The organism is Brevundimonas sp. KH_025, assembly GCF_057839885.1.
Window position 1 is genome coordinate 992517 of sequence record NZ_CM174501.1, and the last position, 15335, is coordinate 1007851.

The 15335-nt window shown below is 67.6% G+C and carries 12 protein-coding genes; 2 read left to right on the top strand and 10 right to left on the bottom strand.

All coding sequences use genetic code 11. The features are described from left to right. Positions 1-70: 70 nt before the first annotated feature. On the bottom strand, positions 71-2503 hold the full coding sequence (locus tag AC3IS2_RS05030; protein WP_489199553.1) for a TonB-dependent receptor: 2433 nt from the start codon (positions 2501-2503) through the stop codon (positions 71-73). Positions 2504-2638: 135 nt separating this feature from the next. Here AC3IS2_RS05030 and AC3IS2_RS05035 point away from each other — a divergent pair, with 135 nt between their 5' ends. Beyond that, a complete protein-coding gene (locus AC3IS2_RS05035; RefSeq protein WP_489199554.1) occupies positions 2639-3301 on the top strand; it encodes a TetR/AcrR family transcriptional regulator in 663 nt (220 codons plus the stop codon). 19 nt (positions 3302-3320) lie between these two features. Here the strand turns inward: AC3IS2_RS05035 and AC3IS2_RS05040 are convergent, their stop codons facing one another. From AC3IS2_RS05040 to AC3IS2_RS05070, 7 genes are all read right to left on the bottom strand, one after another. Continuing rightward, the gene (locus AC3IS2_RS05040; protein WP_489199555.1) at positions 3321-4751 is read right to left on the bottom strand and encodes an aldehyde dehydrogenase family protein; all 1431 of its coding nucleotides are present in this window, start codon (positions 4749-4751) and stop codon (positions 3321-3323) included. Further along, the gene (locus tag AC3IS2_RS05045; protein WP_489199556.1) at positions 4742-5881 is read right to left on the bottom strand and encodes an SO2930 family diheme c-type cytochrome; all 1140 of its coding nucleotides are present in this window, start codon (positions 5879-5881) and stop codon (positions 4742-4744) included. Before AC3IS2_RS05045 ends, AC3IS2_RS05040 begins: the two co-directional genes overlap by 10 nt. Positions 5882-5890: 9 nt before the next feature. Continuing rightward, on the bottom strand, positions 5891-7129 hold the full coding sequence (locus AC3IS2_RS05050) for a parallel beta-helix domain-containing protein (protein ID WP_489199557.1): 1239 nt from the start codon (positions 7127-7129) through the stop codon (positions 5891-5893). 143 nt (positions 7130-7272) lie between these two features. Beyond that, positions 7273-8577, bottom strand: coding sequence for a fumarylacetoacetase (fahA, locus tag AC3IS2_RS05055; RefSeq protein WP_489199558.1), 1305 nt, complete (start codon positions 8575-8577; stop codon positions 7273-7275). Next, positions 8574-9875, bottom strand: a complete 1302-nt coding sequence (gene hmgA, locus AC3IS2_RS05060) for a homogentisate 1,2-dioxygenase (protein ID WP_489199559.1) — start codon at positions 9873-9875, stop codon at positions 8574-8576. The genes fahA and hmgA overlap by 4 nt, the downstream gene beginning before the upstream one ends. A gap of 81 nt (positions 9876-9956) precedes the next feature. Further along, on the bottom strand, positions 9957-11027 hold the full coding sequence (hppD, locus tag AC3IS2_RS05065; RefSeq protein WP_489199560.1) for a 4-hydroxyphenylpyruvate dioxygenase: 1071 nt from the start codon (positions 11025-11027) through the stop codon (positions 9957-9959). A 46-nt stretch (positions 11028-11073) separates the two neighbouring features. Next, positions 11074-12252 carry an amino acid aminotransferase gene (locus tag AC3IS2_RS05070; RefSeq protein ID WP_489199561.1) on the bottom strand — a complete coding sequence of 393 codons (1179 nt, stop codon included), beginning with the start codon at positions 12250-12252 and terminating at the stop codon, positions 11074-11076. Between the two features lie 150 nt (positions 12253-12402). Between AC3IS2_RS05070 and AC3IS2_RS05075 the strand changes: the two genes are divergently transcribed. After that, positions 12403-12870: an Lrp/AsnC family transcriptional regulator gene (locus tag AC3IS2_RS05075; RefSeq protein ID WP_489199562.1), complete on the top strand. Its 468-nt coding sequence runs from the start codon at positions 12403-12405 to the stop codon at positions 12868-12870. Between the two features lie 18 nt (positions 12871-12888). On the opposite strand, the gene AC3IS2_RS05080 is transcribed toward AC3IS2_RS05075, so the two are convergent. Beyond that, positions 12889-14289, bottom strand: coding sequence for an FAD/NAD(P)-binding protein (locus AC3IS2_RS05080; RefSeq protein ID WP_489199563.1), 1401 nt, complete (start codon positions 14287-14289; stop codon positions 12889-12891). Further along, positions 14286-15335: a sulfate/molybdate ABC transporter ATP-binding protein gene (locus AC3IS2_RS05085; RefSeq protein WP_489199564.1), complete on the bottom strand. Its 1050-nt coding sequence runs from the start codon at positions 15333-15335 to the stop codon at positions 14286-14288. Before AC3IS2_RS05085 ends, AC3IS2_RS05080 begins: the two co-directional genes overlap by 4 nt.

Here is a 15335-nt window from a genome sequence, read left to right on the forward strand (position 1 = left end):
GAATTCGGGCCTCCGCCGTTGATCTCCGCCTGAGACTGCGCCGATCCGACGCAGTCTCAGGGGGGGGCGCTCAGTAGGTGTAGGTCAGGTCCACGCCCCACATCCGGGGTTCGGTCAGGCCCACGAACGGCGTGCCCAGGGTGGTGGCGGTGATGTTGTTGACGCCGGTCACGTACTGGTTGTCGAACAGGTTGTTGACGTAGACGCCGAGCTGATAGCGCTCATTCGCGGTCCGCCAGTAGAGGCGCACGTCCGTTCGGTTCTGCGCCTCGGACGGGTCGAACCAGGGGGTCTGCAGGCAGGAGCCCTGACCCGTCGAGGTCTTGTTGCACCGACCCTCGCCGCGATAGGCGTGGACCAGCTGCATATCGAGCGAGCCCGCGCTGCCCAGGTCGTGGCGATAGGAGACGCCCGCCGACGCCGACCACAGCGGCTCGCCTGTGGGTTGCCCCGCAAGGTCCCCGTCGTCGGTCATCTTCCGGTTGTAGGTGGCGTCGATGTACTGGGCGTTGGCGAACAGGTCGAGGCCGTCGATGGGCTCCAGGTTCAGCTGCATGTCGACGCCCCAGGCCGTGTCGTCGCTGGTCTCGATCAGATACTGCGGCACGGCGGATCCCGCCGGCGTGACCAGGCGGATCGACTGCTTGCCGTCATAGTCATACTGGAAGGCCGAGACGTTGAGGCGGGCGTTGGAGCCAAGGTCGCTCTTGAGCCCGATCTCGAAGTTCTGGACGTCTTCGTTGTCGAAGCGCGAGGCGACCTCGACGCTGTTGAAGCCGCCGGCCTTGTAGCCCTTGGCGTAGGAGAAGAAGATCATGGCGTCGTCGCTCAGATGGTAGTCGGCGACGAAGCGCGGGCTGAGGTCCGACCATGAATCCGACAGCTCGCACGTCACGCCTTCCTGAACCGTGACGCCGTTGTCGCACGGCACGCCGGCCAGGCCGGACAGGTCGAAGACATAGTCGGCATGCAGATAGCCGAGGGCCGGCCCCATGTTGGAGCTGAGCACGAAGTTGATGGTCGGATCGTTCAGCACCGCGTCCAGTTCGGGCGCGACGCGCCGGCCGTTCAGCCACTGGAACGTCTTCTTGTCGTGGGTGTAGCGCAGGCCGAACGTCAGGTTCAGGCGATCAGTGGCGGTCCAGATCACGTCGGCGAAGGCGGCGGTTGCGTCGAAATCGCCCTCGTTGATCATGTCCTCCTGCCAGCTGTGGCCCAAGGTGCTGGCGGGAATGCCGGCCATGCCCAGGATCATGTCGGCGAGTGAGAACAGCGGGGCGCCGGCCGCATTGGTCAGGATGGTGTTGATGGTGTCGGTGGTGGCGTAGGTGTCGCTGCGCTGTTCGGCGTGTTCGCTGTAGTAGCTGGCGCCGGCGATCCAGTTGAACGCGCCGCTTTCGCCGGCGAAGCGGAATTCCTGATACCAGGACCGGTTCTTTTCCCGGTTGTTGGTGTCGAAATACAGGTCCGGACGGTTGGTGCCGTCCTCGTCCTCGCGGTTCTCGGTGACGAAATATCGGCCCGAGGTCAGGGAGGTGAAATCAATGTCGCCGAAGGCGTGGGTGATGGTCAGCACGGCCTCGTCGAGGCGGCGCGTCTCGTGGTTGTCGATGACGTCGTTGAGGACGCGTTGCTCGAACGGGTTGGTGTAGTTCGCGGGGTCGGACGGGAAGGCGGGCAGGCCCGGCGCCGCCGGGATGGGCGCGACGCCGATCGCCGGGCGCGCATCCTGGTCGATCTCGTCATGGCTCCAGCTCAGGATCACCTGGGTCTGGGGCGCGACGTCCCAGCGCAGGGCCGCGCGAGCCGCCCAGTTGTCTTCGCGGTCGTAATCCTCGCCGGTGGCGTCGTCGATCAGCCAGCCGTCGCGGCGGTTCACCAGCGCATTGACCCGCAGGGCCATGGTGTCGTTGATCGGCAGGTTGATCAGGCCCTCAAGGCGGCGCTTGTCATATTCGCCGAGCCGGACGCCCAGTCGGGCCTCGAAGTCGTCGCTGGGCTTGTTGGTCGTGATCGACACGGCGCCCGCGGCGCTGTTGCGGCCAAACAGGGTGCCCTGCGGCCCCTTCAGCACCTCGATCCGCGCGACATCGCTGAACGCCAGCAGGGCCGCGCCCGATCGGGCCGCATAGACGCCGTCGACATAGACGCCGACCGCCGGGTCGGTGCCGACACCGAAGTCCGAGGTCGCGACCCCGCGAATGCTGTAGCGGGCCTGGGTCGGGCTGGTGTTCGAGACCGACAGGCCGGGCACGAAGGCGGAGATGTCGCCCATGTCATCGGCCGCCAGCGACTCCAGCGTCTCGGCGGTGACCACGTTGACCGTGATCGGCACCTCTTGCAGGCTTTGTTCGCGCCTCTGCGCCGTGACGATGACGTCGTCCAGAGAGGTCGCGTCCTGCGACGCCGCGTCCTGCGCCCTGGCCAGTTCCGGCGCCGTCAGCGCGGCCAAAGCCACGCCGGCGGCCAGCGTCGCCTTCAGGCAGAATTCCATCTTGATCATAGCAGCCCTCCCAAATCCCCGTTCCCTGAACTTTACGAAACAGAATATTATTCCGTTTGACAAGGGGGCTGTGCGCCTATGTGACTTGCAGGGGCGTCAAGTCGTGATAGACGCCCTGTGAGCCGGATGGAGAGGATGACGTCAGTGGGCCCGCGCGCGCCGCAAGATACAAGCACCCTGGCCAGTACCCTGGAACGGCGCACGGCGCCGATGCAGCAACGTGCGCGCGACCGGATCGACAGTGTTCTGGCGGCGACCGAACGTCTGCTGGCGACCACCTCCGTCGACACCATCACCACCAGCGCCATCGCCGCCGAAGCCAATGTGCCGGTCAGTTCGATCTACCGCTATTTCCCGAACGTCTTCGCCATCTACAAGGAGTTGTTCGAGACCCTGGTGTCGCAGATCCACGGCCGAATCGCCGACATTCTGGAGAACCCGCAGTTCACCTCCTGGCGCGAGCGTCATCTTGAGGTGATGCTGGTCCTGCGAAAGACCTTGAACCAGGACCCGGCCTATCGGCCGCTGTTTCACCTGATGCTGACGACCCGCGAGCTGCGGATCGTCAAGGAACACGCCAATGCGCAGATCGCGGCCTATCTGGCGGCGCGCTGGGAGCGGGGGCTGGACGGCTTCCACGGCGGCGCGCCGCTGGCGGTCGCCCGCATGGCCACCGAGATCTTCACCTCGTTTGAAACGCTGACCAGCGGCGAGGCGCAGTCGGAATGGACCGACAGCCTGTTTGCTGAGGCCACGCTGGCGCTGGAGCGCTATCTCTCGCTCTATCTGGAAGACTAGTCCCAGCCGCGACGCGGCCTCAGGTCACGCGCCGCAGAAGCGCCAGCTTGGACTTGGTGAAGGGCGGATAGCGGACGCTGGCGTCCAGGGCGAAGCTGCGCCGCAGCACGGCGCGGCGGTGGCTGAAGGCCTCGAAACTGTAGCGCCCGTGATAGGCGCCCATGCCGCTGGCCCCGACGCCGCCGAACGGTAGGTTCGGGTTGGCCATGAAGACCACGACATCATTGATCGTCGCCGAGCCTGATCGTGTCGAGGCGATGATCCGGTCGGCGGTCGCCGTGTCGCGGGTGAAGGCGTAGAGCGCCAAGGCCGGCGAACGGGCGTTGATGGCCGCCAGGGGCGCGTCGAGCGTCTGATAGGGCAGGACCGGCAGGATGGGGCCGAAGATTTCCTCGGCCATCACCGCCGCATCGGCCGAGACCTCGGTCAGGATCGTGGGCGCGATATAGCAGTCGTCGACATCGGCCTGGCCGCCCGTGACGGCGCGGCCGTCGCCCAGCAGGGCCTGCAGGCGCGCGGCGTGACGCCGGTTGATGATGCGCCCGAAGTCCGGGCTCGACTTCGGGTCAGGCCCGAACATGGCCGTCACCGCCCGCTTCAGCTCCTCCAGCAGTCGAGCCTCGACCGAGGCGGCGACATAGACGTGATCGGGCGCCACGCAGATCTGACCGGCGTTGAGGAAGCGGCCCCAGACGATACGCCTGGCCGCCACGGCCAGGTCGGCCGTCTCGTCGACGATGCAGGGGTTCTGCCCGCCCAGTTCAAGCACGACCGGCGTCAGATGCCGGGCCGCGGCCGCCATCACGACCCGACCCACCCGTTCGCCGCCCGTGTAGAAGATCAGGTCGAACCGCTGGGCCAGCAGGGCGGTCGAGACATCGGCATCACCCTGGACCACCGCGAAGGCGCGCGGGTCCAGGTAGCGTTCCACCAGCCGTTTCAGCAGCGCCGACGACCGGGCCGCCATTTCCGAGGGCTTGATGACGGCGCAGTTGCCCGCCGCGATGGCCCCGACCAGCGGCGCCAGCACCAACTGGAAGGGATAGTTCCACGCCCCGATGATCAGGGTCACGCCGTAGGGCGCGGCCTCGATGACGCTCTTGCCGGGCTGGATCGCGAGCGGCGTCGCGGCGCGTTGCGGCTGGCTCCAGCGACGGAGATGCTTGCGCGCGTGGGCCGCTTCCTTGGAAACCAGATCGATCTCGGCCGTGCAGGCCTCGCCGAACGGCTTGCCCAGATCAGCCTTCAGGGCCTCGGCAATCGCGGCCTCGTTCTCGACCATCATGCGTTCGAGCGCGGCCAGTTGGCCCTGGCGCCAGGCCAGATCGCGCGTCAGGCCGCTGTCGAAGGCGGCGCGCAGGGTCTGGACGACCGCGGCGACCTCGACCGCAGCGTCTTCGATCGGAGCCGCCATCTCGAGGGCCGGGGGCTGAACGGTTTCTACCGACATGATCCCTCCATTGAATCGATCCAGAAGCGGACGAGGGCTACGCCCTCAGCGTGGGCGGTCGATCGGCCGATCTCGGGCATCATCACGGCGGGGTTCGTCGAGGCCATGCGATAGGGGATGATCGACGCATCGGCGTCCCCCGGCACGATGTCGAAGCGAAGGTTGCCGGTGCCGGGGCCGGCGGCGACCGGCAGCTTGCAGACGCCCGAGGGGCCCGAGAGCGGCGTGGCGGCGTTCAGGTACAGACCCGAGGTGTCGGCCGGACCCTTGGGGTTGTGACAATGGCCGCAGTTGACGTCGAGATAGGCCCGCGCCCGCGCCTCGAGCGAGGCGTTCTTGTCTGTCCACGCGACATCCGCCGGCGCATCCTTCGGATCATTGAGGCCGCGCAGATAGCCCATCTTGGTCAGGCGGCTCAGCTGGTTCTCGGACCCGTCCGAATAGGCGAAATCGCGGTTGAGCAGCCGCGCCTTGGGGCCGATGGGCTGAATGACGCGCGTGGTCACGTTGGTCGCGTGGCAGGCGGAACACTGCGTCACGTTCGGCACGATGTAGGAGAAGGCTTCTTCCTTGCCGTCCTGGCGCGCCAGCGTCAGCGGGACCACAGCGCCGACCCGGTGCAGGACCGCCTCGGTCTGCGTCTCGTTCCACAGATAGGTGAGGGCGGTCCACCCCTCCGGCCGATGGATCAGCAGCCGGGTCTCGACGATGCGCACCTGCTTCAGGTTCAGCCCTTCGCCGTCGTGGATCAGGGCCTGGTCGGCCTGCTGCAGCACCCGACCGCCGGGGCCGGTCTGGTAGAAGAAGGTCTTGGTGATGACCGTCCCGACGGGGAAGGACAGCTCGTCGTCCGGCTTGTAGTCCGCCGAGGCGCCGGGCGGCATCCAGATCGTCCGCAGCTTCTGCGCATAGTCCGTGAACAGCGGCGTCGTGACGTCATAGGGCGTGACGCGCTGGCCCAGGACCAGGGCGTCGCCGGAAACCTGGACCATGCCCCAGTCCCTCAGGGACTTGGGGTTTTCGGTGGCGAAGTAGGTCGGATCGACCAGGGGTTGAGGTGACGGCTTGGTGCAGGCCGCCGCTCCGGCGACGAGCAGCAGGCAAAGGGTAAGCAGGCGAAACCGGGTCATGGGGCCGCGTCAGGCTCCCGGCAGAACGACGGCCGAGAGCCGCGGCAGGGTGCATTTGTGCGGCGCCATGTCGGTGTTCGGATTGGCGTACTTGTTCGGACCGTCCACGTTCAGAACGCCGGCCTCGCCGTTGTCGATGCAGATGCGCAGAGCGGCGGGCATCTGGCCGTTCACCAGGCGCTTGTGATTGACGTAGCCGTCCCAGAGGATGTCGGGGAACCGGCCGGTCGGCCCGAACTTGGCCACGCGCAGAGCCTGGAATTCCATGCCGTCGGGCGAGTTGCCGCCGCCGCTGAAGCGGTTGTCCTTGATCAGGATCGCTTCGGGATAGGGGTCGAAATCGGCGCTCATGGCGCTGTCGGAATAGCCGGCGGAGAACAGGCTGGAGATGATGATGTTGGCGGTCTTGTTGTCGGCGATCTCGTTGTTGAAGATCTCGACCTGATCGTTGGAGTTGACGATCACGCCCGTGCCCGCCGGCACGCTGGCGACCGGGGTGCCGGCGTGGCCGAAGTTGCGCGTGTTGTTGGCGACGGCGCGGTTGTTGTAGACGCGGGTCCGGTATCCCGCCTGCTGCAGCTGGGGCATGTTGAAGACCAGAATGCCGCCGGTGTTGTTGGTGGCCAGGTTTTCATAGACGTCGGCGTCAATGCAGTTCTCGATCTCGATCCCGGCGACGTTGAATTCCGCCCGGTTGCGGCGGACCACCACGTTCTTCGACTGGCCGACATAGATGCCGGCGTCGGACGCGCCGATCGCCACGCTGTCTTCGATCAGGACGTTCTTCGTCTGCACGGGATAGATGCCGTAGGCGCCGTTTTCCGTCTTCGGCCCTTGGGTCCATTCTGTGCGGATCCGGCGCACGATGATGTTTTCGCCTTCGTTGATCTTCAGGGCGTCGCCCTTGGTGTCCTCGAGCGCCAGGTCCTCGATGGTGAAGTTGCTGGCGGTGACCAGCAGGCCTTGCGCGCCCGCCGCCTGATTGCGGAAGTTCAGGATGGTCTTGTCCATGCCCTGACCGCGAATGGTCACGCCGTCGACGGCCAGGCTCAAGCTGGTGTCGATGGTGAAGACGCCCGCCGGGATTTCGATCACCGTGCCGGGCTTGGCGTCGATCAGCTTCTCCATCAGCTCGTTCTGGTAGGTGGTGTTCGCCTTCGAGAGGTCCGTGCCCTTCTCGGCCGGCTTCGCCCCGCAGGCGCCCAGCATCAGCACCACTGCGACCGGCAGCCACGTGCGCATTTTCATGATTTCCCCCTCCAGAACGCTTTTGAACGTTAGCCCAGCATGAGGTTTTCATAACGGCTGCATTCCCGCAAGACGAAAACGAAACTGTTTCTGTTTTTGGCGCTGGATGGGTGTCGGGTGGTCGCGCGGCGAGGCGGGTTGTTTCAGGCTCCGGGCGACACGAGGCCTCGGCAGGGGCCGAAACCGATGGAGACCCGCGCCGGGGCGTGGGCGCGGCCGCGCAGGATGATTTCGTCTCCGTCCTCCAGGAAGGCGCGGGTTTCACCATTGCGCAGGCGGACAGGGGTTTGGCCGCCCCGCGTCAGTTCCAGCAGGCTGCCGCAGCCGCTGTCGTCCGGCGTGGAGATGGTCCCCGTGCCGAGCAGGTCGCCCGGATTGAGATTGCACCCGTTCGAGGCGTGATGCGTCACCAGTTGCGCCAGCGTCCAGTAGAGGTTGGTCGCGGGGCCGCGTCCCAGCACGAGGGGCGCCTCGCCGGCGTCGCGCATCCGCGGGGTCAGGATGGCGCTTTCCAGTTCCAGCGCGAAGGCTCCGCGGACCTGATCGCCTTCGTCCCACAGATAGGGCAGGGGTCGGGGGTCGCCCTCGGGTCGCTGTGGCTGGGCGATGCGGAAGGGCTCCAGCGCCTCGGTCGTCACGATCCAGGGCGAGACCGTGGTGAGGAAGTTCTTGGCCAGGAAGGGACCGAGCGGCTGATACTCCCAGGCCTGGAGATCGCGCGCCGACCAGTCGTTCAACAGGCACAGGCCGGCGATGTGATCGCCTGCTTCGTCGATCGGGATGGTCGCGCCCAGCGCCGCGCCCTGTCCGATCCAGACGCCCAGTTCCAGTTCGATGTCCAGGCGGCGTGTGGGGCCGTGGGTCGGCGCGTCGGCGTCCGCCGTCATGGTCTGCCCCTGGGGGCGGGGGACCGGATGGCCCGAGGCCACGACCGAGGACGCGCGCCCATGATAGCCGATGGGCACGTGCTTGTAGTTGGGCAAAAGCGGATTGTCGGGTCGGAACAGCCGACCGACGTTCACGGCGTGATGGATGCCGGCGTAGAAGTCGGTGTAGTCGCCGATCCGTGCAGGCAGGCGCATCTGGACGGATGCCGCCTCGACCAGGTGCGGCGCAACCGCATCCGCGTGGGCCGGATCGGACAACAGGACGGACAGGTGTCGACGCAGGGCGCGCCGCTGGGGCGGAGACAGCGCCAGCCAGGGGTTCAGAGCCTCGCCAGAAGCAGCGAGAGCCGCCTCGTGCGTTTCGCCGTCGAACAGACCGGCAGCCGTCGCCGAGGCCAGGTCCAGGATGCTGTCGCCGATGGCGACGCCGCCGCGCGGCGTCTCGCCGGGCGGGCTGAACACGCCGTGCGGCAGGTTCTGGACGGGGAAGTCCGCGTGGCCGTTGGCGCTTTCGACCCAGCTGGCGCGCGCCGGGTCATGGGTTTCGTCGAGGCGCCTCATCCGACGCTTCCTTTTTCGAACCCGGTCCAGCAGTCGTCGTAGTCGAGCTGCATCAGCGGCGTGGCCTCGGCCCAGGCCGTGGTGCGGATCGGCATCCGCGTCTCGAACATGAAGGCCAGGGTGTTCTCGATCTTGTGCGGCTTCAGCTCGGCCTGGGTCGCGCCGTTCCAGCTGGCCTGATCGGGACCGTGGCCGCTCATGCGGTTGTGCAAGGAGGCGCCGCCGGGGGCGAAGCCGCCCGCCTTGGCGTCGTATTCGCCGAAGATCAGCCCCATGAACTCGCTCATGACGTTGCGGTGGAACCACGGCGGCCGGAAGGTGTCCTCGGCCACCATCCAGCGCGGCGGGAAGATGACGAAGTCGCAGTTGGCCGTGCCGGGCGTGTCCGACGGGCTGGTCAGGACGGTGAAGATCGACGGGTCCGGGTGGTCATAGCTGACCGTGCCGATGGTGTTGAACCGCGCCGTGTCATAGCGGTAGGGGGCGTAGTTGCCGTGCCAGCCGACCACGTCCAGCGGACTGTGGCCAAAGGTCGTGGCCCACAAGAGGCCGCCGTATTTCTGAACGCACTGGGTCGGGCGATCCACGTCCTCGAACCAGGCGACGGGGGTCTCGAAGTCGCGCGGATTGGCCAGACCGTTGGAGCCGATGGGGCCAAGGTCCGGCAGGCGGAAGGGCGAGCCGTAGTTCTCGCAGACGTAACCGCGCACCTCTCCATCCACCTCGACGCGGAAGCGGACGCCGCGGGGGATGACCACGACATGGCCCGGCGCCGCCTCGATCACGCCCATCTCGGTGACGAAGCGCTGCGCCCCCTGCTGCGGCACGATCAGCAGCTCGCCGTCGGCCGAATAGAAGACGCGATCGACCATCGAACGGTTGGCGACATAGAGGTGGATGCCCACGCCCGCGCCGGAATCGGCGTCGCCGGCGCCGCCATAGGTGGTCAGGCCCTCGACCCAGTCGGTCGGCTGATCCGGCATGGTCAGGGGGTCCCAACGCATCCGGTTGGGGTTGGGCGGGGTCTCGACGAAGGGGCCGGAACGCACCCGCCCCTGGGCGAAGGGCTGATACGGACCATGCTGGGCCGAGGGCCGCAGGCGATAGAGCCAACTGCGCAGATTGTGATCGCGCGGCGCGGTGAAGGCCGCGCCCGACAGCTGCTCGGCATAGAGACCCAGGGCGGGACGCTGCGGCGAGTTGCGGCCGACGGGCAGGGCGCCCTCGACCGCCTCGGTGGCGAAATGATTGGCGAAGCCGGTCTGATAGGCGGGCGCGTTGGATCGGGCAGACGACATGGCGAGGTCCTGACGAAGGGCGGGGCTTTTGAAGGTGAGGTCAGGGACGGGAGATGCAGGAACCGCCCCTGACCGCCGGCGTCAGGCGTCGACCGTGATGACGCCGCGCCGGATCTGATCCAGCTCGATGGACTCGAACAGGGCCTGGAAGTTGCCGTTGCCGAAGCCTTCGTTGCCCTTGCGCTGGATGATCTCGAAGAAGATCGGGCCGAACAGGTTTTCGGTGAAGATCTGCAGCAGCAGGCCCTCCTCGCCGACGTTCCCGTCGATCAGGATGCGGTTCTTCTTCAGCCGCTCCAGATCCTCGCCGTGGCCCGGCACGCGCTTGTCGACCAGTTCGTAATAGGTCTCGATCGTGTCCTGCAGCTTGACGCCGCGGGCGCGCAGCTTCTCGACCGTGTCGTAGATATCAGCCGTCGTCATCGCCAGGTGCTGGATGCCTTCGCCGTTGTATTGGCGGATGAACTCCTCGATCTGGGACTTGTCGTCCTGGCTCTCGTTCAGGGGGATGCGGATCGCCTTGTCCGGCGCGATCATGGCCTGGGAGAAGAGGCCCGTGGCCTGGCCCTTGATGTCGAAATACTTCTGCTCCTCGAAGCCGAAGATCTGATTGTAGAAGGTCGACCAGGTGCGCATCTGACCGCGCTTCACGTTGTGGGTCAGGTGGTCGAGGATCTCGAGGCCGACGGCGTTGGCCGCCTCGGCTTCGCGCCAGCCCTCGATCTCGGTCCAGCTGTCGTAGAGCGAGCCTTTCGGTCCGTATTGATCGACCAGATAGAGGTAGGAGCCGCCGATGCCCTGCAGCACCTTGGCGTCGGCGTCCAGGGCGCCGACCGCGGCGTCCACGGCCTGGGCGCCGCGCGACAGGGCCAGATCAAAGGCCTGGGCCGCGTCGGCGACGCGGAAGGCCATGCCCGAGGCCGAGGGACCGTGGGCGGCGCGGAAGTCGCAGGCCTGGCCGGTCGGCTCGCTGTTGACCAGCAGATTGGTGCGCCCCTGCTTGTAACGGACGATGTCCTTGGTCGGATGGCGGTGCGTCGGCACGAAGCCCAGCTGTTCGATCAACCCCTTCATGGCGGCCGGGTCGGGGCTGGTGAACTCGACGAACTCGAAGCCGTCGAGGCCGATGGGGTTTTCCGGGGTGATGGTCATGACGGGCTCCGATGTCGAGGACGGACGCCGGGCGCCCGCGGGGATGTCAGTGGGAAAGGACGGCGTCGAACGCCTGGACGAACCGCGGCACGCTGGCGAGCGTCAGGCCGGCGAGGTTGATGCGGCCGGACCCGGCCATGTAGACGGCGTGGTCGCGGCGGATGGCGATCACCTGATCCGGCGTCAGGGGCATGAGCGAGAACATGCCCCTTTGAGCGCTGAGCGGGGCCAGACGCGGATGCGCCGCCGCCAGGGCCTCACGCACGCCGTTCAGGCGATTGCGCACCGTATCCAGCTCCGCGCGCCAGTCGGCGGCCAGGGCCGGAGTCTCCAGGATGATGCGGGCGGCGGCCGCGCCGTGATCCGGCGGCATCGACCACATATAGCGGGCCAGGGCGTGCAGGTTCGACCGCGTCGCCTCCCCGGCGGCCGCCTTGACGAAAAGGGCGCCGGTGCGTTCGCGATAGAGGCCGAAATTCTTGTCGCAGCTATAGGCGATGACGACCTCATCGACGGCGGCGGCGACCATGCGGGCGCCAATCGCGTCCTCGTCCAGACCGTCGCCCAGCCCCTGATAGGCGAGGTCGATCAGGGGCACGACGCCGCGTTCAGCCGCCAGGCGCGCGATCTCGGCCCACTGACCGGCGTCGGGATCGGCGCCCGACGGATTGTGGCAGCAACCATGGATCAGGAAGACATCGCCGCTGCCGGCCTGAAGCAGGGCGTGCTTCAGGTCGTCGAAGGCCAGGCCGCCCGTGGCCGGGTCATAGTGGCGGTAGGTCCGCACCGACAGGCCGGCGCTTTCGAAGATCGGTGCATGGATGGGCCAACTGGGCGTGCCCAGCCAGACCGTCCCGCCGGGGCGCGCGGTCTGGATCAGCGCCGCTGCAAGGCGCAGGGCGCCGGTGCCGCCCGGCGTCTGGACGCCGATCAGACCTTCCGCCTGATCGCCCATGGCCAGCTTGGCGGTGAGCGCGACAAAGCCGACGTCGCCCTCAGGGCCGAGGTAGGACTTGGTCGGCTGCTCATCGACCAGCTTCTGCTCGGCGGCCTTCATGGCGCGCATGATCGGCGTGTGGCCGTCTTCGTCGCGATAGACGCCGACGCCCAGGTCGATCTTCTCCGCGCGCGGGTCGTCGCGATAGAGGGCGATGAGGGACAGCAGGGGATCCGGCGCCTGCGCGGTCAGGGCGGAGAAGAGGCCCTCAACGGGACGGTCGAACATCAGGCGGCGCTCCAGCTCGTGACCCAGGAAAGGCGTATCGTCATCCCTTCCTCTAGATGACCAGAATGGCTCAGTCGGCTTGATACGTGCTTTTCAAACTTTGCGGCTTTGGCGCTGGAAATGGGGTCTTGTTTCGTATTCACTCAGGATATGAAACAGAATGGACTCGATGACGTCGATCGTCGGATACTGCGCGCGCTTCAGGCGGACGCCGGTCTCAGTCACGCCGCCCTGGCGGAGAAGGCCGGCTCGTCGCCCGCCTCATGCTGGCGGCGGATCAAGGCGCTGGAGGAAGCGGGCGTTCTGAAGGCCGCTGTTCGGCTGGTGGACGCCGAGAGGGTGGGGCGGGGCGTCAACGTCATGTGCCAGGTGCGGATGCGTTCGCACGCGCCGGGCGACCGGCGGGCGTTCGAGGACTATCTGACCACCCGACCCGATGTGATGGAGGCCCACACCATGTCCGGCGAATGGGACTATCTGCTTCGGGTCGTGGCGGCTGACGTGGCCGGCTATGAGCGCTTCCTGATGCGCGACCTGCTGAACCATCCCAACGTCGCCACTGCGGCGTCGCACTTTGCGCTCAGCCAGGTGAAGTACACGACGGCTGTTCCGGTCTGAAGACGTCCGCCCCCGCCGTCAGCGGTATTCGACCTCGATGGGCGCTGTGGCGCGGGGGTGGAATATCGGTCCGTGCTCCTTGTTCGAGTCGATGGCCGACAGGACGTTCTGCGCGACGGTCACGGCGTGTTCGCGCAGGTCGGGCACGGCGGTGGCTTCCCAGAACAGGCTGCGGGTCAGCGGACCGATGGCGAAGAGACGGTCGTGGGCCAGCATTCGGCCGTCGATCAGCCGGCCTTTCGGATCGACCGCCAGGCCGAGGCCCAGGGCGGCGGGGGCGGCCAGGCCCTGCTTCAGCAGGTCTTTCAGCAGCGGTTCGGCGCTCTGGGCGACGTCGCCGGTCGGGCCTGAGCAGTTGACGACGGCGTCGAAACTGCGGGCGCGCGGCTGTGGATCGCCTCGTCCTTTCAGGATCGCCTCGACTTCGCCGTTTCGATGCGAAAGGGCGGTGATGCGGGCCGCTGTGACCTCCAGCTCCTCGGAGGCCAGCATGGCCCTGATCTCGCGCGCGACGCCGGGGGCCAGGCGGTGGCGGTGATTGTCCCACAGCGCCCGCAGGTGGCGCAGGAAACGGCTGCGCTGGGGCAGGGACCAAGACGACCAGAGGTCGCGGGCGGAATGGCGCACGTCGTCCACCGCGGCGCGCCAGTCGTCTTCGTTCGCGGCGCGTCGCGCTTGCCGGAAGACCTCGGCCGGTCCGCCGACATAGGCGCGCTTGGGCGGCGGCATGGTGGTCGAGCCGTGGCTGCGAGGCAGCAGGCCGTGGCGCGAGACGGCGGTGAAGCGGCGGCCTGGGCGGCGAAGGGCGATGGCGGCGTCCACCATGGTCAGGCCCGCGCCGATCAGCAGGATGTCGTCGGCGTCGGCGGGCAGGGCGTCCAGCGCGCTCCACGGATCGCTCAGGTAACGCCCTGAGCCGATCAGGGCGGGGTCCAGGCCGGACGGGGCGGCGGGGCTGAGGTTGCCCTGGGCCAGGACCACGGCGTCGGCGAAGGTCGAACTGCGGCCATCCAGCATGATCTTCCATCCGCCCTCATGCGGGCGGATGGCGCTGACCGCACCCCGGATCAGGGACAGGCGCTCGCCGTCCCGGTCGGAGCGCAGGGCCTGATCCAGCAGGTGCGCCAGATAGCGCCCATAGTCGCCGCGCGTGATGAAGTCGTCGCGCGCGAACCAGGCGGGCTGCTCCGCCATCCAGTCGGCCAGATGGTGCGGCCGGTCGGGAAAGGCGCTCATGTTCGACAGGCGCACATTGAGCAGGTGCTTGGGATTGCCGGTCGCATAGGCAGGGCCGAGGCCGAAGACGCCGCGCCGCTCGATCAACTGCACCGACACATCAGGCGACATTCGCAGGATGTTGAGCGTGGTCAGCAGGCCGCTGAACCCGGCGCCGATGACGGCGACCGTCGGCCCGCTCATGCGCTTTTCGCCAGGGTTTCGCCGCGCTCGGCCAGGACATGGAAGCGGCGCGGGTGAAGACGGACCGGCTCGCCCGGCGCCAGCGTCGTCAGCGGATCGCCGACGGCGCGGTCCAGCTCCAGCCGGCGGCCGTGCAGGGACACGGCCACGCGGGCGCGATCGCCGCGCCGGAGGGTGGACATGACGACGCCGGCCAGGCCGGTGTCGGCGGCCTCCAGATCTTCGGGTCGTATGCAAAGCAAGGCGTCGCCGGTCGGGGCGTCGGACGGCGCGCGCCAGTCGTTCGACACGACCTCGCCGCGGGCCACCGTGGCCTGAAGCTGCAGGCCTTCGCCGAGGAAGTCATGGACGAAGGCCGAGGCGGGGCGGTCGTAGAGGGCTTGCGGCGTATCGACTTGTTCGATGCGGCCTTGCCGCAGGATGGCGACGCGGTCGGCCAGTTCCAGCGCTTCTTCCTGATCGTGGGTGACGAGGACGGTGGTCACGCCGGTCTGCTCATGGACCTGACGCAGCCAGCGGCGCAGGTCGCGGCGGACGCGGGCGTCCAGGGCGCCGAAGGGCTCGTCCAGCAGCAGCAGGCGCGGCTCGATGGCCAGGGCGCGGGCCAGGGCCACCCGCTGACGCTGGCCGCCCGAAAGTTGGCTGGGGTAGCGGGCGCCGAAGCCCTCCAACTGGATCAGGCGCAGCAGGTCCTGAACCCGCTCGGCGATCTCGGCCCGACCGGGGCGCGATCCGCGCGGGCGCACCTTCAACCCGAAGGCGATGTTGTCGGCCACCGTCATGTGGCGGAACAGGGCGTAGCTCTGGAACACCATGCCGACCCGGCGCTCGCGCGGGCTGAGGGCCAGGAAGTTCTCGCCGTTGAACCGCACCTGACCGGCGGAGGGGCGGTCCAGCCCGGCCATGATGCGCAACAGGGTGGTCTTGCCCGAGCCGGACGGGCCGAGCAGGGCCAGGAACTCGCCGTCGCGAACGGTCAGGCTGACGTCGTCGAGCGCGGGCAGGCCGTCGTAGGCGCGGGTGATGGATTGGATGTCGAGGGTCAT

What these genes read in the sequence shown, in the direction of transcription:
- AC3IS2_RS05030 (WP_489199553.1), bottom strand. Translation starts at nt 2,503, where the DNA reads ATGATCAAGATGGAATTCTGCCTGAAGGCGACGCTGGCCGCCGGCGTG.
- AC3IS2_RS05035 (WP_489199554.1), top strand. Translation starts at nt 2,639, where the DNA reads ATGACGTCAGTGGGCCCGCGCGCGCCGCAAGATACAAGCACCCTGGCC.
- AC3IS2_RS05040 (WP_489199555.1), bottom strand. Translation starts at nt 4,751, where the DNA reads ATGTCGGTAGAAACCGTTCAGCCCCCGGCCCTCGAGATGGCGGCTCCG.
- AC3IS2_RS05045 (WP_489199556.1), bottom strand. Translation starts at nt 5,881, where the DNA reads ATGACCCGGTTTCGCCTGCTTACCCTTTGCCTGCTGCTCGTCGCCGGA.
- AC3IS2_RS05050 (WP_489199557.1), bottom strand. Translation starts at nt 7,129, where the DNA reads ATGAAAATGCGCACGTGGCTGCCGGTCGCAGTGGTGCTGATGCTGGGC.
- fahA (WP_489199558.1), bottom strand. Translation starts at nt 8,577, where the DNA reads ATGAGGCGCCTCGACGAAACCCATGACCCGGCGCGCGCCAGCTGGGTC.
- hmgA (WP_489199559.1), bottom strand. Translation starts at nt 9,875, where the DNA reads ATGTCGTCTGCCCGATCCAACGCGCCCGCCTATCAGACCGGCTTCGCC.
- hppD (WP_489199560.1), bottom strand. Translation starts at nt 11,027, where the DNA reads ATGACCATCACCCCGGAAAACCCCATCGGCCTCGACGGCTTCGAGTTC.
- AC3IS2_RS05070 (WP_489199561.1), bottom strand. Translation starts at nt 12,252, where the DNA reads ATGTTCGACCGTCCCGTTGAGGGCCTCTTCTCCGCCCTGACCGCGCAG.
- AC3IS2_RS05075 (WP_489199562.1), top strand. Translation starts at nt 12,403, where the DNA reads ATGAAACAGAATGGACTCGATGACGTCGATCGTCGGATACTGCGCGCG.
- AC3IS2_RS05080 (WP_489199563.1), bottom strand. Translation starts at nt 14,289, where the DNA reads ATGAGCGGGCCGACGGTCGCCGTCATCGGCGCCGGGTTCAGCGGCCTG.
- AC3IS2_RS05085 (WP_489199564.1), bottom strand. Translation starts at nt 15,335, where the DNA reads ATGACCCTCGACATCCAATCCATCACCCGCGCCTACGACGGCCTGCCC.